We start from the raw sequence: 20,576 nt of genomic DNA, 5'->3' as shown, positions 1-20,576 counted from the left end.
CGCGCCCGTCATCAGGAGGCCGCGCCCGCGCCACAGCCCGGCTTCTGGCGCTTTCTCGTGCTCCGTTACGGCTGGCCCGCGCCCCTGCCGGAACAGGCGGACGACGCCGCGCCCGGACGTCGCTGGTGGCTGACCTGCATCACCAGTCCCGGCACGGCGGAACAGCGCCGCATGGTGGCCCGTCTGGGCCGGGAGCTGCTGGACGCCTTCCCCTCCGTGCAGGCCTTCCTCCATGAGGAACGCGCCGCCCCGGACGCCCTGGTGGCCGGGGAACAGCGCGTGCTCTGCCTGGAGCGCCGGACGGACGGCACGGTGGCCTGCATGACGGCGGACGGCGCACGGGGAACGGACCAGGGAACCGATCGGGACACTGGCCGGAAAACGGACCGGGAAGCGGGCCTGCTCCATCTGCCGCTGGGCGGCCGCTGGTTCGCGCTGGACCCGGCTTCCTTTTTTCAGGTCAACAGCCGTGCCGCCGAGCTGCTGGCCGCCACGGCCCTGGACGCGCTGCTGGCGCCGCTGCCGGGCGGGGAGGCCCCCCGCCGCCTGCTGGACGTCTATTGCGGCGCGGGTGCGCCGGGCCTGCTGGCCGCGGCGCATTTCACGGAAGTGCTGGGCCTGGAATACGACCGGCGCGCCGTACGTCTGGCGGCCGACAACGCCCGGCGTTTCGCTTTCGGGCACTGCCGTTACGAAGCCGGGGACGCGGCCCGGCTGCTGACCGCCCTGGCCCGCCGCCACGCGCCCGGGCACTGGGATCATGTGCTGGTGGACCCGCCGCGCGGCGGTGTGGCCCCGGAAGCCCTGACGGCCCTGCTGCGCCTGGCTCCGGCCCGGCTGGTCTACATCTCCTGCAATCCGGCCACCCTGGCCCGGGATGCCCGCCTGCTGGCCGGGGACTATGAGCTGCTCCATGTGACGCCCCTGGACCTTTTCCCGCACAGCCCGCATGTGGAGAGCGTGAGCTGCTGGCAGCGGCGCGCCTGAGGCCGGACATCCTCCCGCAGCGACGGCGAGCGCAACGGCACCAGCCGGATGATATGGTGGTGTGCTTCCCCCCCGTGCGGCAGCGGTATGCGGGACCGGACGGGACCCGTGCCGGGGAGGAAGCGATCGGATCGGGACCGGGGAGGAGCGGACGGCCACGGCATGGCCGACTTTTATAAAATATATCAGACAGTTAAAAATATCATTATTTTTTAACAGGATAGCATGACAATCCCTTGGGCCGACGGCGCGGGAAGCCGGTGCAAATCCACAAATTGCATTGACGCAGCGATGCCATTGTGATAATTTGTACATTGACACGGCTTCAAGGGGCCGGAAAAATCTTGCGGCCCGTACCCGCCCGTCATCACAGCCGGAGGCAGGAGAAAACGTGTCACTGAAGGATGTTTTCAAGCAGCAGAGCAAGGGCATGGAAGCCCTTGCCACCACGGGCGTCATCGGCATGCATATGGTGAGCGGCCCGCTGGTGGGTTTCGCCATAGGCTACGGACTCGATTCCTGGCTGGGCACGGGTCCCTGGTTGAAGCTGGTGTTCCTGGTCCTCGGTATCATCGCCGGTTTCAAGAACGTCTATGAGGATACGCAGGCCCTGCTGCGCAAGATGGCCCGCGAAGACGAGCGGCGCCGTGCCGAGGCCCTGGCCGCTGTGCCGGCAGGCGGCACGCAGAAGGCAAAGCCCGCCGTCCCCGACCGCATCGCCACGGCCTGCGCGGCGGAAACGGCCGCCATCAGCCGGAAGGATGCCGGCAAGGCCCCCGCGGCGCACCTGCGCAACGGCACGGACCAGGATGGACGGCAGGGCGACGAAACGGCCGGCGGACCGGACCGCACGGATGAAAAATGCTAGATTTCCTGTGCAAAGATATTGACAACTGGCTCTGGCGCCGGGGTATAAGTCATCCGGTCATCCTGCCCCTGGTGCGGAACCTGATGTTGCTGACCGGCATCTGCCTCGTGATGGGCGGGGTCGGTTACGCGCACATCCCCGGGCTGTTGTGGTTCGGCGTGGGCGCGGCGATGATAACCTGGACTTTTTGGGGATTGGCGCGTTTTTTCTTGCGGCAGCCCCTTGGTGAATACAGTACGGCATTCCTGCGTGTAGTGCTTTTGCGCTGGGGAGGCAGGCTCGTCGTACTGGCCGTGGTGACCTATGTGGCCCTTGCAGTGTGCAGGGCGCCGCTGACGGCCCTGCTGGGAGGGCTGGCCGCCGCCACGGCAGTGGCGCTGATTACCTACGCGTGGGCAAGCCGCGCGGCCGGCAAGCGCTAGCGCCGGATTTTTCACCTTAACCGAGCAGGAGGCATGTCTCATGGCTGGTGGTTTGCCGCATCCGGTATTACTCTCCACGTTCTGCAACATGGACCAGATCACGATCGGCGGACAGGTGGTGGAATTCAAACATGTCTTCTACTCCTGGATCTGCATGGCCGTGCTCTTTGTGGTGGCCTATCTTGTGCGCCGCCGTTTGACGCTTGTGCCCGGAGGCCTGCAGAATTTCTTTGAAGCCCTCATCGATACCATCGAGACCTTCATCTGCAATACCATGGGCGAGGCCGGCCGCCGCTTCGTGCCGCTGCTGGCCGGCATCTTCATCTACATCTTCGGCATGAACCTGATGGGGCTCATCCCCGGTTTCGACGCGCCCACGGCCAACCTGAACACCACGGTCTGTATGGCCCTGTTCGTCTTCGTGTTCTACAACGCCATGGGTCTCATCCGCTGGAAGGCCCATTATGTGCATCACTTCACCGGTCCTTCCAAGGCCCTCATCCCGCTGATGTTCCCCCTGGAAATCGTGTCGCACCTGGCGCGTCCGCTTTCTCTGTCCCTGCGACTTTTCGGCAACATCCGCGGTGAAGAAATCGTCATGGTCCTGTTCTTCATCATGGCGCCCCTGCTGGGCACCATCCCGATCTACGCCCTGTTCCTCTTGGGCAAGACCATGCAGGCCTTCGTGTTCTTCATGCTGACCATGTTCTACATCAAGAGCGCCATCGAGGCCCCGGAACATTAATCCGCCAGCCGCCCCTGGAGGCGGCCCCGAATCTGTGGGGAATGGTCGGAAACGACCCAACTTATACAAACTGTTGAAGGAGTGTCACATGCGCAAACTTCTGATGATCGCCCTGAACACCGTGGCCCTGCTGGGTATGGCTTCCATGGCTTTCGCTGCCAACCAGCTCGATCCCGCCGCTCTCGGTTTCACCTGCCTCGCCGCTGCTCTGGGCATCGGTATCGCCGCTTGCGGTTGCGGCGTTGGTATGGGTCTGGGCCTCAAGGGCGCCTGCGAAGGTATCGCCCGCAACCCTGACATCAGCGGCAAAGTGACCGGTACCATGATTCTGGCCTTCGCCTTCATCGAATCTCTGGCCATTTACGCCCTGGTCATCAGCTTCATCCTGCTGTACGCCAACCCCTATGCGTAGGTCGTTCAGGCAGTAACGCTGCGACGGGGGGACTTCGGTCCCCCCTTTTTTTTGCCTGCGAGACCTGGCCGGACCGCGCCCCTTCATGGCGGTCCGGCCAGCAGGCCAGGGACGATGCACCGTCATGCAAACCGGCCACGGTGACGATGATTGGCCGCCGCCTTCTCATCCAGTGACAGGCCCCCCTGCCGCCCCGCCGCTGTAGCAGCGGCATGCCGACGTCCCTGACGTCTATGACGACCTGCCGCAACGAGAAGGACGAGAAGGGCGACACACCTCCAGACATGGCGCTCGCCGTCACGATGCAGGACCACGCGGGCCCTTGGGGCATAGCGCCCGACGCAAAAGACAAAAGCGGCGCACCTTCCCGCCATTCCCGTACAACGGCGCCCATGCCGGCGCCTTCGCCTGACGGTCCGTCGTCACAACGGGAAGGCCGGACCACGCTTCGGCCGTGAACCAGCACGGCAACGACAGTCCCGACGCCCCGTCCGCCATGACGGCCCGCCGCAATGACGGCGCAGGGCCGGGCCCGTCACAAGACCCATCGCCATAGCGACAGGGAAGGGGCGCGCCCCGGCCATGACGCTTCGCCGGCGTGAGCCCCGCCGCGCGCCGGCCCTTGTACGAGCCTTCACGGAATCATGACAAAACATGTCATCTTGCCCATGCTCTCCTGCCGCCGTGCCCGGGCGTCCGCCCGCACAGCTCCCCGGAACACTTGTAAAATATTTTCTGAAATACGCAGTTTTCTTCCTGCCCCGCTTGGCCCGGCCAGCAGGCTGAATATATTGGCATATCGGGGCGGCGTCCCATCAGCGCAACGAATAGGTTTTGTATTTCCGACGCTTGCGGATTCTTTTTTTTTCAATTACATAAAAAAGACTAATTTTCACAAAAGCATCACAAGCTGCAGCAGGAACAGATCATGCCCACGGAACCCAAAAGCAAACATATCCCCCGCGCCACCATCCAGCGCCTGGCCACCTATGTGCAGGTGCTGGAAAATTTTGCGCGGGACGGTGTCGAAGTCATCTCTTCCAATCCCCTGGCCGAAGCCTGCGGCGTCAACGGCTCCCAGGTCCGCAAGGATCTGGCCTACTTCGGCGAATTCGGCATCCGCGGCGTGGGTTATCATATCACTTCCCTCATTGCGGCCATCACCTCCTCCCTGGGGGTGGATCGCGAATGGCGCATGGCTCTGGTGGGCGTCGGCAACCTGGGCAAAGCCATCCTGAACCACGGCGAATTCCGCGCCCGCGGCTTCAACATCGTGGGCATCTTCGACTGCGACCCCTTCAAGATCGGCGAGATCGTCCACGGGCTGGAAGTGCATTGCACCAAGGACCTCAAGGGCATGGTGGCCGAACAGAACATCGAGATCGGCATCATCACCACGCCGCCCGAGCGCGCCCAGCGCGCGGCCCAGCATCTGATGGACGCGGGCATCACCTCCATCCTCAATTTCGCCCCGGCGCGCATCAAGACCCCGGACCATGTGCATGTGGAGTATGTGGACTTTTTCCACCACCTCTACGCGCTGGCTTTCGACCACACCACCCAGCATCGCTAGGCACGGCAGCAGGAACTGTTTTTTCAGGAGGAGGACGAACGTCCTCCTCTTTTTTTCTGCCGTCCCGGCCCGTGCCCTCACGGCAGGACGGCCCGGACAGGGGCGGCCTCCCCTGTCCGCCCCCCTGTTTTCCCTGCCCTGCCAAGGAGGGCAGCGGGGAAGCGCCTCCGGCGATGATATGCCGCCCGCACCGGCCTCGCCCCCGGCAGGACGGCGACCGAACGACGCCCGATGACAAGACGCCGTCATGACGCGCCTGTCCTGCCGTTTTATGCGTCGTCCGGTCCGGCCCGGCCGTCGCGGGGACAAGACGTGCGGGGCACGGAGCGCCTGTTGACAGCGACGCCGCGACGCCAATGCCCCGCTGACACCCCCGTGCGGGCAAGGAGCGGCCCCAGAAGATGCCGAAGGCTCCGGTCAAGGCCATGCCCCCCGTGCGGGCACGGAGCGCCCAGAACGCTGTCCCTGTCGGGCGCGGCAATACGGGCAGCCCCTCCCGGACAGCGGGCGCCCAAAAATCTTTCCTTGAAAAGGGCCGGGCTTCCGTGTTGTCATGGCAAGGGAAGACGTTTTCCCCTCCCCCACGCGGCGGCGTCCGACGGCGTGCGGCACGGAGCGGACCGGAACGACGTCGCTAACCGCTACCGGCAGACAGCACGCCTGCCCTTCAGGAGAGAACCATGAGCGACTTCAGAACGCTGGTGGAACAGGCCCGGACCTGCCGCCGTTTCGAGGAAGGACAGCCGCTGCAGATGGCCGATCTGGAATGGCTCATCGACTGCGCCCGCCTCACGCCCTGCGCCCGCAACGCGCAGCAACTGCGCTACAGCCTGGTGGGGCCGGGCGAGACCTGCCAGCGCCTGTTCGCCATGACCAAATGGGCCGCGGCCCTCAAGGACTGGGGCGGCCCCTTCCCCGGCGAGCGCCCCACGGGCTTCATCGTCATGAGCATGCCCAAAAGCGCCGGCGATCTGGTCTGGCTGGATACGGGCATCGCGGCCCAGACCATCCAGCTGGCCGCCTCCAGCCGCGGCTGGGGCTGCTGCATGATCGCGTCCTTCGACCATGCCGGCGTGACGGAGCTGCTCCGCCTGCCCGAAGACCTGCGCCCCACCCTGGTGCTGGGCCTCGGCGTGGCCAGGGAAGTGCGCCGCGTGGCCGATGTGCCCGAAGGCGGCTCCCTGGGCTACTGGCGCGACGCCGAGCAGGTGCACTATGTGCCCAAGCTGGCGCTGGACAAGCTGATCCTGGACCGTTTTTAGGGGCAGGACGCATTTCGGGGCCATGTCTCTGAGGCGGCCCGCAGGGCCGTGCCCGTTGGCCGTAAGGCCTCACAGGCATCGACGGCAACGCAAGGGGTTTCCTTCCCCCTCAAAACAAAACGTGATGCGTCCTGTGCCTGACAGGCGGGCGGAAAGGGCCGGGGGAAAGCCTCCTGGCGTCCTTGCCGCTGCCCGTAAGGCACGCACACCAAGCATTGCCCGCAGGGCTTGCGGATGTGCCGTCGCCGGCGGGCGGACGAGCCCTGTGCATGGCGACGGCCAGCGGGGAGCGTCCTCCGGGGCAAACACGTGTGCCCGCCATCCGCGAACCGCCGCGCGAGCGGCCGATACGGCGGCAGCGGTGACACGCGAAGGCTATGGCATTGCCTGCCGATGCCCGCGATTTCCCGCATCGCGCGGACGGGCACGGTCCCGGAGGGGCCGCCATCCGGCTGCTGCCAGCGCCGAGAGGGCCCCTTCCTCCCCTCCTGCCCGACAGCCGGCAACACCACCGCAAGGCGGGTGGTGTTCTGTTCCGCGCCTGTCAGACGCCCAGCAGGCCAAAGCCCATGACTCAAAGATGCAGCGGCCCCGAAGACAAGGCTTCGGGGCCGCTGCATCTTTCCGCTCATGGACACGGGCATGCGTCAGCGCTGTCCGGCATGACCGGCAAAAATATCAGGAGGGCCCGCCAGCAGGTACGGCAGCAGGGCCGTCATCTCCCGCGACGCCCCCTGACAAAAGTTTTGGGAAGGGAGAGGGGGCAAGGGAGAGAGGGAGAGCCGTTTTTCAAAACGGTCTCCCTCGCCCCCTCATAAGGATCATCGTCACTCCCCTGTCCGTTCCTGCCGGTAACGCCGGGCCAGGGCCACGAAATCCGGGGCCCAGGCGGGCACCGCCGGGGCGAAGATATGGCAGTAGGCGGCCCAGACCCGCCCGCGCAGCAGGCCGTCCCGGCCGCAGCCGTCGGCATCCCGGCCCATGCCCGTGCCTTTGTGCAGACGCAGGGCATAGGCCATCCTGTCGCCACCCGCGGCGGGCTCGCGGCAGAGGGAATAGTGGAACTCATGGCCGCGCAGGACAGAGCCCTGCGGGAAATAGGGATTGGGCAGCACCACCTCGGCCCGCACATAGCCCAGGCCCTGCGGTTTTCGACAAAAGCGGGTCTCCACGGGAAAGATGCCGCTCATGGGCCAGCGCTTCCCGTCGCGCTCCAGAGCCGCGGCCAGCACCATGAAGCCGCCGCACTCGGCATAGACGGGCATGCCCGCCCCGGCCAGGGCCGCCATGCGCGCCAGATGCGGCGACGCGGAAAGCTCCTGCGCCCAGTCTTCGGGAAAACCACCGCCCAGGTACAGGCCGTCCAGTTCCGGCCAGGGCGCACCGTCCAGCAGGGAAAGGCGCACCAGCTCGGCCCCGGCCCGGCGCAGGGCTTCCAGATTCTCCTCATAATAGAACCACAGGGCGCGGTCGCGCACATAGCCGATGCGCGGCGCGGGCAGGGCCTCCGCCTGCGCGGCGCTCCCGTCCGCGGCGCCGGCACTGCCGGACCAGGCGGCTTCGTCCCAGAAATCCGCCTCCACGGGCAGCGCGGGCAGATCCGTGGCGATGGCCAGCACCCGTTCCAGATCCACATGCTCGCGCACCACGTCGGCCAGCCGCTCCAGTATCTCCTGCGCCCGGGGGGACAGGTCGTCGCCGCAGAGGGAGGCCAGGCCCATATGGCGTTCGGGCAGGGGGTTCTCGCGCAGGCGCGGCAGGGCCCCCAGCACGGGCACGTCCGTATAGGCGGCGATGGCCTCGCGCAGGATCTGTTCGTGCCGGGCCGAGGCCACCTGATTGAGCACCACGCCGGCCAGCCGCAGCCCGGGGTCGAACTGGCGCACCCCGGCCACCAGGGCCGCCGCCGTACGGGTCATCTTGGTGCAGTCCAGACTGAGCAGCACCGGGCAGTCCAGGCTGCGGGCCAGTTCGGCCGTGGCGCAGGAACCGTGCACGTCCATGCCGTCGAACAGGCCGCGATTGCCTTCCAGCAGGGCCAGCCGGGCCCGGCCGCGCGCCATCACATGGGCGAACAGGGCGCGCAGGCGCGCGGGGGAGAGGAAATAGGGGTCCAGATTGCTGGCCTGCCGCCCGGCCGCCAGCGAGAGCCAGGCCGCGTCGATGTAGTCCGGGCCCTTCTTGAAGGGCTGCACGGCCAGGCCCTGCCGGGAAAAGGCCCGTGCCAGCCCCAGCGAGAGCAGGGTCTTGCCGCCGCCCCCGGAGAGGGCGGAGATGCAGATACGGGCGGACGGGGCCCCGGTGGCGGGAGAGGGGGAGCAGGCAGGCACGGCGGGCATCCTTGGCTGACGGAGGGGCGGCGGGGCCGCGGGCATGAAAAAAGGGCACGGCGCCGACCGGCGCCGTGCCCGGGAACAGGCTAGTGCTTGAAGGAGCGCTGGCCGGTGAAGACCATGGCCACCTGCGGGCTGGCCTCGTTGCAGGCCGCGATGACTTCGGTGTCGCGCATGGAGCCGCCGGGCTGACCGATGGCGGTGACGCCCTGGGCCATGGCGGCGTCCACGCCGTCACGGAAGGGGAAGAAGCCGTCGGAGATCAGCACCGTGCCGGGCAGGCCGCCGCGGGCCTCCTGGGTGCGGGCCTGGATATCGTCCAGCGCGGCCTTGAGGGCGGCGTCGGTGGCGGCCTTCTGCTTGAGCTCGTAGAAGGAGAGCTGATGCTCGCGGAAGGCCAGGGTATCGGCGTACTTGGTATAGGCCTTGTGGATGGCCAGTTCCACGCAGCCCACGCGGTCCTGCTCGCCGGTGCCGATGGCCACGGTGGCGCCGTTGCGGGCGAAAATGACCGAGTTGGAGGTCACGCCGGCTTCCACGGCCCAGGCAAAGCGCAGATCGGCCATTTCCTGGGCATTGGGCTTGCGGGCGGTGACGGTGACGCCGTTCTTGTCCGTGGCTTCGGCGGGCAGAAAGTCGGCATCGCTGAGGATGCGGTTCACAAAGGATTTCTGCACCACCAGGCCGCCGTCGGCCAGGCTCTTGATATCCAGGAAGGCGGAGCTGGTCAGCTCTTCCAGGCGGCCCAGGCCGGGCAGTTCCATGATGCGCAGGTTCTTGCGCCCCTTGAGGATCTCCACCGCGCCCTCTTCGTAGGCCGGGGCGGCCACCACTTCAAAGTAGCTGGCGGCCACCATCTCGGCGGCCTCGCGGGTGAAGGGACGGTTGACCACCACCGCGCCGCCGAAAGCGGCGATGCGGTCGCACCAGAAGGCCTTGTCCAGGGCCGTGGCCACGCCGGCGTCGTCCCAGGCCGCGCCGCAGGGATTGTTGTGTTTGAGGATGATGGCCGCGGGGCGATCGCTGAGGTACTGCAGGATGTTGGCGCCGTTGTCCACGTCGGTGAGGTTGGTCTTGCCGGGATGCTTGCCGGCCTGGATCATCTGGGCCTCGGTCATGGCCGAGACGATGCCCTGTCCGGGGCCGCGCCAGCGCAGGCCGCCGCAGGTGATGCCGCCTTCGCGCAGTTCATACAGGGCGGCGGGCTGGTCGGGGTTCTCGCCGTAGCGCAGGCCCTTCTCCTCATTGTCCAGGGTCCAGACGCGCTTGTGGTACACAAGTTTCTCGTCACCCAGCAAAATGGTCATGGTCTCGGGGAAAGCGTCCTTGTGGACTTTCTTGTACATGGCCTTCAGGTCGGTCGTCATGATGCCTCCAGATATGCCTAGGTTCAGGACCCGCTCCCATGCTGTCCGCGCGAAGCTGATCTTTGTCAGGCAGCAGGGCAGCGGAAAGGGACGGCACGGCCGCCCTGCGCGCATCCGGTGTTGCCGGCGACACTGCTGCATGGGAAAAGCGGCTTCGCGGCGGGGAAAGGGGTCCTGACCCTAGCAAAAGGTGAAAAGCGCTCCGCGGCGCGGCAATGATGTAGCACAAAACGGACCTCTCCACCAGCCTGCCGCCCAACCTTCCCACGGGCCGCGACGGATGCGCGCAGGCGGCGCGACGGGCCTTCGGGGGCGCGGCCCGGGGGCTCCGAAGCAGGGTGGCCCGCGCCGCATACCGCCTTTGCCCGGCACGGCGTCGGCCGGTACGGGCCAAAATTTGACGCAGGCCCGCAAATGGGCCATAACGACGGCGCGCGCCACGTGTCTTTCTGCCGGAGGAAACCATGGAGAAACTGCTCACCCGCCTTGCCCGCCAGCTGGACGCCATCGACGAGGCCTCGCTCATGTCCCTGTGGAGCAAGTACGCCACCATCGCCAGCCGTTTCGAGCCCACCCAGCGCTGGGAAGAGGCCGTCCTGGTCTTTTCCATGATCCAGGCCAAGCGCTACAAGAACCAGCTGTTCAATTACTACTGGGCGCAGCAGGCCCAGCCGCACGACGAGGCCCCCGGGCAGGAGCCCCGTCCCCTGGCGCCTGATTTCGACCTGCTGCAGGACGGCGGCAAGGAAGCCGCGCCGCACCGCTGCCGCGTGCTCTCCTTCCGTCCCGCACCGGAAAAAACGGACACCGTCCCCGAAAAAGACTGAGCCGCCGGAAGATCTCCCGGCACCCGCGCCCTGCTCACAAAAAACTGACGCTTCACCTTGTACAGCATTCGCCGGACCTTCTCCCGGGCCAGCCGTCCCTGACCCGTCCGGCGGACACCGGCAGACAGTCCTTGCCTTTTTTCATGTGTCATGAGACACCTCCGCACCCCGGATACGGAACCCGGGGCGCGGGACCCGGGGGCAAAGATCTTTCCCGCGTGATGCAGCCCCCTCACCAGCATCAGGGATGTCCGTCACGTCCCTGCAACGCACAGGAGTCGTTCCCATGCGTGCCAACCTTCTTTGTGCCGGCTTCGGGACGCGTCTGCGCCCCTTCACCTACCTGAAGCCCAAGCCCCTGCTGAACATCGGCGGCTATCCGCTGGTGGAGCGCACCATCCGCCAGCTGCACGCCGACGGCGTCACCGACATCGCCCTGGTGGTGGGCTACAAGCATGAATGCTTCAACTATCTGGTGGACAAGTACGGCGTCCAGCTCATCATCTCGGCGCAATACGCCACGGCCAACAATTATTCCTCCCTGCAGCTGGTGGCCCATCGCCTGGGCGACAGCCTGGTCATCGACGGCGATACCTACATCCATCGGCCCCTGGTGCCCCTGGTGCGGCCCGGCGTCTCGCAGTTCATCTGCCAGCAGACCCGGCAGGGCCGCGAGTGGGAACTGGTCACCGATGCCGACGACCGCGTGGTGGCCGTGCGCAAGGACTCGCCCTCGGGCTACGCCATGTCCGGCGTCTCCTACTGGACCGAGGAGGCCGCGGCCCTGATCCGCCAGGAGCTGGACCACTGCGGCCCGGACGATTACTGGGAGGACGCCGTCATCCGCATCCTGGACCGCGTGCCCGTCTACGCCACCCGGACCAGGATGCTGCTCAGCGAGATCGACAGCCTGAGCGACGCCCTTTCCCTGGGCCTGCTGACGCCCGACGAGCTGGCCGACCAGTGCTCCGAGACCCAGATGGCCCAAAAGCTCAAGAGCCTGACCAACGACACCTACCACATCCAGCTGGACGGCAAGGGTCTGGTGCTGCGCATCCCCGGCCAGGGCACGGACCAGATCATCGACCGCAGCGTGGAAGCGGCCATGCTGGAAATGGTGAAGGACATGGACATCACGCCGGAATGCCATTTCTATGCCGGCGGCATCAAGACCACCACCTTCCTGGAAGATTACCACATCCTGAGCCATGAGACCCTGGACCGGAGGGACGTGCTGGGCGTGGTGGACGTCATGCAGCGCCTGCACGCCATCCGCATGCCCGAAGGCTTCCGGGAGCAGTACGGCCCCAGCGCCGTGCTTTCCGTGCTGTCCGAGGTCAAGCTCTACGAGCGCCAGAGCGGCGTCAACCTGCTGACCGATGCCGAGCGCGAGCTGTTCTACGGCTTCGCCCGCGAGATGGACGACGACGAAAAGCGCTTCTGCCACCGCGACTTCGTGCTGGAGAACATCCTGCGCAAGGGCGACGACATCAAGCTCATCGACTTCGAATACGCCTGCTTCTGCTCGCCCTACTGGGACTACGCCAGCTTCGTCACCGAGACCCGCCTTTCCGGTCCTTTGCTGGACGACTTCGTGGCCGCCAGCGGCGCGGACCGCACCCGCCTGCTCAAGGCCATGATCATCGTGGACTACATCTGGGGCCTGTGGGGCTTCTACCGCGAATGCATCGACTACGGTCGCGGCCGCATCGCGGAAATGGATCGCAACCTGAAACTGCTGCACAGCGGAGAACAAACGGCATGAAGCGCGGCTTTCTGACCTCCGTGGGCGCCTACCTGGGCCTGAACCTCCTGCTCGAGGCCCTGTTCCCCGCGCCCTGTCATGCCTATCTGGACCCCGGCACGGGCAACGTGCTGGTCTATCTGGCCATCAGTCTGGTGGGCACGGTGCTCTACTTCATCAAGAACATCGTCTACGCCATCATGGGCAAGGCCCGCGGCGAGCGCCGCCCGGAACGGCAGCTGCACCACGAGCGCATCCTGATCTTTTCCGAGGGCCGCAGCTACTTCTATACCTTCAAACCCGTCATCGACGCCTTCCTGCGCCGGGGCGTGCCCTTTTCCTACATCACCATGGATGTGGAGGACCCGGCCCTGACCATCGAGAACGACCTCATGAACTCGCGCTACATCGGCACGGGTTCCGCGGCCTTTGCCCGCGCCGCCGGCCGCCGGGCCGACATCATGCTCTCCACCACGCCCAACATCGGCACGCCCGGCTTCCCCATGCCGCGGCCGCGCCGCGTGACCTGCCTGGCCCACATCTGCCACGGCGTGGGCGACATCGCCATGTACCAGAAAGGCTCCCTGGACCATTACGACGCCGTGCTCATGGTGGGCGACTTCATGCTGCCCAGCATCCGCAAGGTGGAAGAACTGCGCGGCCTGCCCGCCAAGGAATGCCTTTCCCTGGGCCTGCCCTATCTGGACGAGCTGGCCTCCAAGGCCCGCAAGAAGGAAGGGCAAAGCACGCCGCCCGTGGTCCTGGTGGCGCCCTCGTGGGGCAACAAGGGCTGCCTCAACATCTGCGGCCCGCAATTCCTGCTGGACCTGGCCCAAGCCGGCTATGACGTGATCCTGCGCCCGCATCCCCAGTCGCTCAAGGTGGAGACCGAGATGCTGGACACCATCCACGAGATGCTGCGCGATTATCCCAACGTCAGCTTCGATACCGAGATGGACGCCACCGCCTCCATGAGCCGGGCCGACATCATGATCTCGGACAAGTCCTGCGTGCGCTTCGACTTCGCCTTCCTCTACGAGAAGCCCGTCATCACCCTGGACATCCCCGTGCGCAATCCCGAGCTCTACGAGGTGGCCGATCTGGGCGTCATCTGGGAAGACACCGTGGCCGCCCGTCTGGGCGAGGTGGTCTCGCCGGAGGACTTCAACCATATCGTGCCCGTGGTGGAACGCGCCCTCAAGACCCCGTCCACGGCCATCGCCGCCTTCCGCGAGGAATCCGTGGCCTGCTGGGGCCACAGCGGCGAAGCCATCGCCCAGTGGACCGTGGATGCCCTGGCCCGCATGGATGCCGAACACGAGGCCCGGGACGCCGCCCCCAAAACGAAATAGCACGGCCCGCGCGCGGCCTGTCCCGCACCGGGCCAGCGCCGGATACGCAGCCAAGGAAACGCCATGTCGCTTCTGTACGAAATATTCATCCTGCCCATCGAGATCATCTACCGGGCCATCTATCTCGGCAGCCTCCAGTTCACCCACAACTACGGCCTGAGCATCCTGGTGCTGTCCTGCATCAGCGCCGTGGCCTTCATCCCCCTGGGCCGCCTGGCCGTGGGCACCCAGGCCCGGGAAAAGAAGCTCCAGATGATCATGGCCCCGCAGCTGGCCAAGATCCGCAAGGAGTCCAGGGGCGCCGAACGCCAGCGCCGCATCAACAACCTCTACAAACGCTACGCCTACCACCCGCTGCTGGCCGTGCGCTCGGCCTTCGGCGTGGCCCTGCAGATCCCCTTCCTCACCGGCGCGTACTACATGATCCTGGGGCTCACCCAGCTGCAGGGCCAGCCCTGCCTGATGATCCCCGACCTGTCGCAGCCCGACGGCCTGCTCTGGGGCGTCAACGCCCTGCCCATCGTCATGACCGTGGTCAACATCACGGCCACGCTGACCACGCCGGGCCTGACGCGCAAGGACACCCTGCAGGCCATCATCATCGCCTTCTTCTTCCTGGCCCTGCTCTACCACGCGGCCTCGGCCCTGCTCGTCTTCTGGACCATGAACAACGTCTTCTTCCTGCTCCAGAACCTGCGCCTGCCCATCCATCTGCCGCGCTTCCGCAAGCCGGGCTTCGCCCAGGGCGGCATGAACACGGTCATGGCCGCCACCATGCGCTCGGTCTACAGTCTGGCCTGCGCCGGCCTGGCCATCCTGATCTTCCTCTATGTGCCCTTCCAGTCCTATGCCAGCGACCCCAACTTCTTCGCCGCCGGCCCGCTGGACGTGCTGCTGGGCATGGTGCGCTACCTTTCGCTGACCTTCTTCGTGGTCTTCGTGCTCTGGCTCTGGTTCCCGGCCAAGGCCAAGACCATCCCGGCCTTCGTGGCCTTCTGGGCCCTGTGCCTGGCCTTTGTGGACCTTTTCGTGCTGCCCGGCCACTTCGGTGCCCTGGACGGCATCCGCTTCCTGCGTGAAGCAGCCCTCACCGGCCCCATGAGCACCTTCAGGGACGGCCTGCTGCCCGTGCTGCTGGCCCTGGGCCTGACGGCCCTGCTCTTCGCCTTCCCCAGGGTGCGCCTGCAGCTGCCGCGCGTGCTGTCCATCGCCGTGTTCTCCCTGGTGGCCCTCACGGCCTGGAACGCCCTGACCGCCGAAGAGCCCGAACAGGCCAAGACCAGCTTCACCCCGCCCGCCTATGTGGCGGACATGCAGTCCTATTCCAGGAACGGCGAGAACGTCGTCGTGGTGGTCATGGACATGTTCACCGGCGGCCATATCGAACGCATGCTGGACGACCCCTGGTTCACCAACGGCTTCCGCAAGGGCATGGACGGCTTCGTCTGGTACCCCGACACCATCTCCATGGCCGACGCCACGGTCATGAGCCTGCCCAGCATCTACGGCGGCCATGCCTACAGCCCGGCGGCCGTCAACGCCCGCCGCGACGTGACGCTGGAAGAGAACATCAACAGCGCCTTCGCCGTGCTGCCGCGCAACTTCGCGGCCCACGGCTACGACGTCTGCATGATCAACGGCCTGGAGTTCTTCAACCAGGACTTCTACGAGCATCACCTCGGCAAGACGGAGAACGTCACCACCGTGCCCCAGGTCAAGGACGACTTCCAGCTCAAGTACCACCAGGGCACCAGCCTGCGGGACTTCAGCAGCTTCTTCGCCATGCTGGGCCTGTTCCAGGCCGCGCCCAACATCATCAAGCAGAAGATCTACGACGACGGCAACTGGCATGACGCCGGCGACGGCATCCTGGTGGCCAGCATGGACGCCTGCCGCGCGGGCGACGCCTTCTTCCGCTTCGCCTTCACCTCGGGCATCACCACCGATGCCCCGCGCAGCACGGCCAAGGTCTTCTACAGCATGCTGTCCCACTACATGTGGCACTACGCCCCCGACCTCAAGGAGGGCGAGCCCGAGATCGTGGCCGACCCCTATCCGGCCACCGAAGGCCAGCTCTTCCACGTCGACGGCCTGCTGCCCGAACACTACTACGCCGAACGCCACCTGATGCGCTACCTGATGATCTTCTTCGACCAGCTCAAGGAAGCCGGCATCTACGACAACACGCGCATCATCCTGGTCTCCGACCACGGCGAGAGCGACAGCCCCATGGTGGAGCGCGCCTACAACGACGGCAAGGAATACCCCGACGGCACCGTCTTCCAGACCGCGCCCTACGCTCCCGGCCGTCCCCACGCCCTGCTGATGGTCAAGGAGCCCCACCAGCGCGGCCCCCTGCGCATCGACGATGCCTTCATGTCCAGCGCCGACGTGCCCACCCTGGCCCTGCAGGGCGTCGGCCAGTGCGACGAGTTCGAGATGCGCGACCCGGCCGCCCTGCCCAGGCCGCGCATCCTCACCCATGCCCGCGGCGGCGCGCGCTGGAGCGAACACAAGGAGAATGCCTACATCTTCGAACAGTTCCGCATGGAAGGGACCCTGTTCGATGCCTCCAAGTGCACGCGCGAAGGCAAATACGAATAAAGGACGCATGCCGCCGCTGCGGCCGGCGTGAGGCCCTGTGACGACGGGGGAAGGGACGGTCTTCGTGGAAGGCCGCCCCTTCCCCTCTTGTTCCCCCTCCGGGACAGCCGCGCCCCCGGCCATGCCGCTCCTGCCGCGCCCGGCGGGCCTGTCCCCGGAGGGCGCGCATCTTTCCGGGCTCTTTTTTCCTTCTTTCTTCTTCCCGGCGGCCCCGGCCATTTGACTTGTCCGCGGTTAGCGGCTAGAAAAAACTAAGGCATTGCGGCCAACGTCGTTCCCCTTAGCCAGCAGGCTACGGGGTTTTCGCGCGTGGACGACAAATCTTCAGCCTTGGCCCGCTCCAGGCGGGCAGTGCAGGTGGATATATGGCAAATACGGTCATTATCGGCGCCCAGTGGGGCGACGAGGGCAAGGGAAAGATTGTGGACATGCTCAGCGCGCAGAGCGGGCTGATCGTGCGCTTCCAGGGCGGCAACAACGCCGGCCACACCATCAAGGTCCAGGGCAAGGAGACCATCCTGCACCTGATCCCCTCGGGCATCCTGCACGAGGGCAAAAACTGCCTGATCGGCAACGGCGTGGTGCTGGATCCCTTCGTTTTCCTCAAGGAAGTGGACGAACTGGCGGCCAAGGGCATCGACGTCTCCCCCAGCCGTCTGGGCATCAGCAAGAAGACCCACCTCATCATGCCCTACCACAAGAGCCTGGACAATGCCCGCGAAGCCAAACGCGCCGGCAAGAAGATCGGCACCACCGGTCGCGGCATCGGCCCCTGCTATGAGGACAAGGCTTCCCGCGTGGGCCTGCGCGCCGGCGATCTGACCAATCCGCAGCTGGTGCGCGAAAAAGTGCATCACGCCCTGCTGGAAAAGAACGTCCTGCTGCGCGAGCTCTACAAGTACGACACCCTGGACGAGAACCAGGTCTGCGAGGATCTGCTGGCCATCGCCCCGCGCATCACGCCCCATCTCAAGGACGCCTCCTCCGAGATCCAGAAGGCCCGGGCCGCCGGTCAGGACATCCTCTTTGAAGGCGCCCAGGGCATCCATCTGGACATCGACCACGGCACCTATCCCTTCGTGACCTCCTCCAATACCGTGGCCAGCTCCGCCGCCGCCGGCAGCGGTGTGGGCCCCTCCGCCCTGGAACGCGTGGTGGGCATCGTCAAGGCCTACACCACCCGCGTGGGCTCCGGTCCCTTCCCCACCGAACTGGAAGACGACACCGGCCGCTATCTCCAGACCAACGGTCACGAATTCGGCGCCACCACCGGTCGCCCGCGCCGCTGCGGCTGGCTGGATACCGTCATCCTGCGCGAGACCGTGCGCCTGTGCGGCCTCACCGACATCGCCCTGACCAAGCTGGACGTGCTCCAGAACCTGCCCGCCCTGCAGATCTGCGTGGCCTACGAGCTGGACGGTCAGCGCCTGGACTACCCCCCGCAGGAAGAAGGCGCCCTGGGCCGCGTGAAGCCCGTCTATGAGGAGATGCCCGGCTTCGAGGACGACATCAGCCAGTGCACCAGCGTCGAGCAGCTGCCCGACAACGTGCGCGCCTACATCGCCCGCATCGAGGAACTCACCGGCGTGCGCGTCTCCTTCATCTCCGTGGGCGCGGACCGCGACCAGACCATCGTCCGTTAAGCGTTCGCGCTTGCGATAGATCCTACGAGGGGGGAGAGGGAAACCTTTTGGGAAAAAGGTTCTCCCTCTCCCCCTTCATGCTCCCCCCTCTCCCTGCCAAAAACTTTTGCCGGGAGAGCCGGGGCCATGCCGGGTGGCGACGCGACCACACCGGTGCCGGCCGTTTCCGTCAGGAGGAGCCGGGCCATGACAGGCTGCGGCCCATGCCGCCGCACCGTCCCGGACAAGGCCCGGGAACGCGCCGCGCGCATCCGTCCGGCCGGCTCTTTTCCTTCAACCATCTTTTGGTGGAGCATGAGGCGCACCAGGGCAGCCCCTGCCACGGTGCGGACCGTCACGCTCCCGCGCCGCGAGGGACGCCATGCCGCTTTTCCAGGACATCAGCACACCGGACTTCGACCGCATCCGCTCGCTGCTCCACCGTCTGGCCGACAACCCGCCGCAGGTCCTGCTGCTGGAAGGCGGCACCGAGGCCCGGCGTCTGGCCCTGGCCCGCTACTGGGCGGCCTGCATCAACTGCCCGCAGCGGACGGACGAAGGCACGCCCTGTCTGGTCTGCCCCACCTGCCTGCAGATCGACGCCGGGGAGCATCTGGACCTGCCGGCCTATGACGGCCGCATCAGCAATGCCGAGGACGAGGCCAACCCCGGCCCCATCCGCGCCCTGAACATGGAGAACGTCCGCGAGCTCAAGCAGAAGCTGCGCGACGCCCCCCACGGCCAGGGCCGCCGCGTGGTCCTGCTCATGGGCGTGGAACAGAACCGCAGCAATGCGGCCAATGCCCTGCTCAAGGCCCTGGAAGAGCCCTCGCCCTCCTCCTGCTTCGTCCTGCTGGCCGCCCAGCGCGAGCAGCTCCTGCCCACCCTCGTTTCCCGCTCCCTCTGCCTGACCCTGCCCTGGCCCGACAGCCAGGCCCGCGACCCGGCCCTCCAGCCCTGGGAGGAGGCCCTGGCCCAGTTCATCACCGGCGGCCGCGGCCTCTTTGAGCGCACCGGCGCCCGCAACGCCCTGGACGCCCGCCTGGCCGGGCAGATCCTGCTGGCCTGCCAGAAATCCATGAGCCGGGTCATCTCCGGCAATGACGACGCCCTCTGCCCCCTGGACACGGCCCTGGCCCTGCTGCCCCGCCATACGCGCCTGCAGTGCTGCCGCTGGTTCCAGGAAGCGCAGGAGGCCCTGGGCTTCAACGTCACGCCCGCCCGCGTGCTGGAAGCCCTGGCCGCCCGCCTGCACGTCACCCGCCTGGGGCATTGATCTTCCGCCCTCCTCCCTGCCGCGCACCGCGCCCTGGCCGCGGGATCGTGCCGCGCCCTTGCCGGCCTGCGCTTCGCAACAGGCCTGCCGTTGTACGGGCAGTCCTCCGCCAGCACGGGAGGCCCCGCAGCAGCTGGCGCAGGATACGTTCCGCCTGCCAGCCCCTCCGCCGCGCGGGTCCTCCAAAGACCATGCTCGTCCCCCAGACACTGTCCCCGGCCTGCACGGGAAGGCCCTCCCCTGCCGCAGGCCTATCCTACCCGGCGCCCGTCATGACGGGGATAGCGGGACATGCCCATGGGGACAGCGGACCGGAGGGCGACAAGGCACGGCTACCGACCTGCGTGCCCTGTGCGGAGTACGGGACGCCGTGAGCGCGTTTTGGGGAGGGAGGGTGAGCACGAGAGGAGGCCCTTTTGTCGCGCCGGCCCAAAGGGCCTCTCCCTCGCCGGCATGCCTGTCCCCGCCGCGCCGGACGTCCCGCATGCAAAAAGCCGCCGTCCCTTCGCGGGGCAGCGGCTTTTTACCCGGCACAGGCCGTTTTTCCGGGCCAGCGGCCCGGCGGCTATTTCCAGAGGTTGCTGTACTTGACGGACAGGCCGTCGGTGCGTTCCACCAGACGGTCCACCAGGGCGTCGACCTCGTCGGCGGTCAGGGTGCCCACCTCGCGGGCCAGCAGATAGCCCAGATAGCCCTCGCCCTGGGTGAAGGTCCAGCAGACGGAGTACACGGAGCCCACGCCCGGGCGGCCGGGGAATTCGGACTGCGTGCTCACCAGCAGGCGCATCTTGGGCACGTCCTTGTCGTTGAGGGCAAAGAGGTTGCTGCCGTTGAAGGCTTCCTTGAGGCGCATGCCCAGACGGGCGCCGATGCTGTCGGTCCCTTCCAGTTCCACCCAGACGGGCGTGCTGCGGGCGTCCACCTTGGCGGGTTTGTCGGCCTTGGGGGCCCCGGCCTGGGGCGTGCTGGCGGCCTGGGCCACAGGGGCCGTCAGGACCAGCATCAGGACGCACAGCGCAAGCGTGGCGATCTTTTTCATGATCCGTGTCTCCTTTTTTCCTGGCGTGGGGATGTTGCCTCCCCCAGCGCTCCATCTAAGCATGTTCCCGGACAAAATCCAAGTGCGCTTTCTCCGGCGGCCAAACTTGAAGCCCATGCTTTTTGCCGCTATACTTTAGTGTT

The 20,576-nt window shown here is 66.5% G+C and carries 16 protein-coding genes; 13 read left to right on the top strand and 3 right to left on the bottom strand.

What is annotated here, in order from left to right; translation table 11 throughout:
* The 7 genes from Q1X76_RS05590 to Q1X76_RS05560 form a co-directional block, all read left to right on the top strand.
* A partial coding sequence (locus Q1X76_RS05590; protein WP_300718587.1) for an RsmD family RNA methyltransferase occupies positions 1 to 987 on the top strand: 987 nt, incomplete at its 5' end.
* Positions 988 to 1,378: 391 nt separating this feature from the next.
* On the top strand, positions 1,379 to 1,855 hold the full coding sequence (locus tag Q1X76_RS05585; protein WP_300718586.1) for an AtpZ/AtpI family protein: 477 nt from the start codon (positions 1,379 to 1,381) through the stop codon (positions 1,853 to 1,855).
* A complete protein-coding gene (locus tag Q1X76_RS05580) occupies positions 1,849 to 2,277 on the top strand; it encodes a hypothetical protein (RefSeq protein ID WP_300718585.1) in 429 nt (142 codons plus the stop codon). The genes Q1X76_RS05585 and Q1X76_RS05580 overlap by 7 nt, the downstream gene beginning before the upstream one ends.
* A gap of 40 nt (positions 2,278 to 2,317) precedes the next feature.
* Positions 2,318 to 3,022 (top strand): F0F1 ATP synthase subunit A, encoded by a 705-nt coding sequence (gene atpB, locus Q1X76_RS05575; RefSeq protein ID WP_300718583.1) that lies wholly within the window; start codon positions 2,318 to 2,320, stop codon positions 3,020 to 3,022.
* A gap of 88 nt (positions 3,023 to 3,110) precedes the next feature.
* Positions 3,111 to 3,434 (top strand): ATP synthase F0 subunit C, encoded by a 324-nt coding sequence (gene atpE / locus Q1X76_RS05570; protein WP_300718581.1) that lies wholly within the window; start codon positions 3,111 to 3,113, stop codon positions 3,432 to 3,434.
* Between the two features lie 925 nt (positions 3,435 to 4,359).
* Positions 4,360 to 5,007, top strand: a complete 648-nt coding sequence (locus Q1X76_RS05565; protein ID WP_300718588.1) for a redox-sensing transcriptional repressor Rex — start codon at positions 4,360 to 4,362, stop codon at positions 5,005 to 5,007.
* A 680-nt stretch (positions 5,008 to 5,687) separates the two neighbouring features.
* On the top strand, positions 5,688 to 6,269 hold the full coding sequence (locus Q1X76_RS05560; protein ID WP_300718579.1) for a nitroreductase family protein: 582 nt from the start codon (positions 5,688 to 5,690) through the stop codon (positions 6,267 to 6,269).
* Positions 6,270 to 7,096: 827 nt separating this feature from the next.
* Here the strand turns inward: Q1X76_RS05560 and Q1X76_RS05555 are convergent.
* The gene (locus Q1X76_RS05555; protein WP_300718577.1) at positions 7,097 to 8,599 is read right to left on the bottom strand and encodes a cobyrinate a,c-diamide synthase; all 1,503 of its coding nucleotides are present in this window, start codon (positions 8,597 to 8,599) and stop codon (positions 7,097 to 7,099) included.
* 89 nt (positions 8,600 to 8,688) lie between these two features.
* On the bottom strand, positions 8,689 to 9,969 hold the full coding sequence (locus Q1X76_RS05550) for an IMP cyclohydrolase (protein WP_300718575.1): 1,281 nt from the start codon (positions 9,967 to 9,969) through the stop codon (positions 8,689 to 8,691).
* Between the two features lie 464 nt (positions 9,970 to 10,433).
* Here Q1X76_RS05550 and Q1X76_RS05545 point away from each other — a divergent pair, with 464 nt between their 5' ends.
* The 6 genes from Q1X76_RS05545 (at position 10,434) to Q1X76_RS05520 (ending at position 19,394) form a co-directional block, all read left to right on the top strand.
* Positions 10,434 to 10,796: a hypothetical protein gene (locus Q1X76_RS05545; RefSeq protein ID WP_300718573.1), complete on the top strand. Its 363-nt coding sequence runs from the start codon at positions 10,434 to 10,436 to the stop codon at positions 10,794 to 10,796.
* A gap of 286 nt (positions 10,797 to 11,082) precedes the next feature.
* On the top strand, positions 11,083 to 12,561 hold the full coding sequence (locus tag Q1X76_RS05540) for a phosphotransferase (protein WP_300718571.1): 1,479 nt from the start codon (positions 11,083 to 11,085) through the stop codon (positions 12,559 to 12,561).
* On the top strand, positions 12,558 to 13,892 hold the full coding sequence (locus Q1X76_RS05535) for a CDP-glycerol glycerophosphotransferase family protein (RefSeq protein ID WP_300718569.1): 1,335 nt from the start codon (positions 12,558 to 12,560) through the stop codon (positions 13,890 to 13,892). Before Q1X76_RS05540 ends, Q1X76_RS05535 begins: the two co-directional genes overlap by 4 nt.
* Before the next feature lie 63 nt (positions 13,893 to 13,955).
* Complete coding sequence (locus Q1X76_RS05530; protein WP_300718567.1) at positions 13,956 to 16,496, top strand: YidC/Oxa1 family membrane protein insertase; 2,541 nt, start codon at positions 13,956 to 13,958, stop codon at positions 16,494 to 16,496.
* A 365-nt stretch (positions 16,497 to 16,861) separates the two neighbouring features.
* On the top strand, positions 16,862 to 18,139 hold the full coding sequence (locus tag Q1X76_RS05525; protein WP_300718565.1) for an adenylosuccinate synthase: 1,278 nt from the start codon (positions 16,862 to 16,864) through the stop codon (positions 18,137 to 18,139).
* Between the two features lie 361 nt (positions 18,140 to 18,500).
* Positions 18,501 to 19,394 carry a DNA polymerase III subunit delta' gene (locus Q1X76_RS05520; RefSeq protein WP_300718564.1) on the top strand — a complete coding sequence of 298 codons (894 nt, stop codon included), beginning with the start codon at positions 18,501 to 18,503 and terminating at the stop codon, positions 19,392 to 19,394.
* Positions 19,395 to 19,959: 565 nt separating this feature from the next.
* Here Q1X76_RS05520 and Q1X76_RS05515 read toward each other — a convergent pair.
* Positions 19,960 to 20,433, bottom strand: coding sequence for a hypothetical protein (locus Q1X76_RS05515; RefSeq protein ID WP_300718562.1), 474 nt, complete (start codon positions 20,431 to 20,433; stop codon positions 19,960 to 19,962).
* Positions 20,434 to 20,576: the final 143 nt, after the last annotated feature.

Origin of the sequence: uncultured Desulfovibrio sp. (assembly GCF_949282365.1) — a bacterium.
In the GTDB taxonomy this organism is placed as follows: Bacteria; Desulfobacterota; Desulfovibrionia; order Desulfovibrionales; family Desulfovibrionaceae; genus Desulfovibrio.
This window is presented reverse-complemented; position numbering and strand designations above follow the sequence as displayed.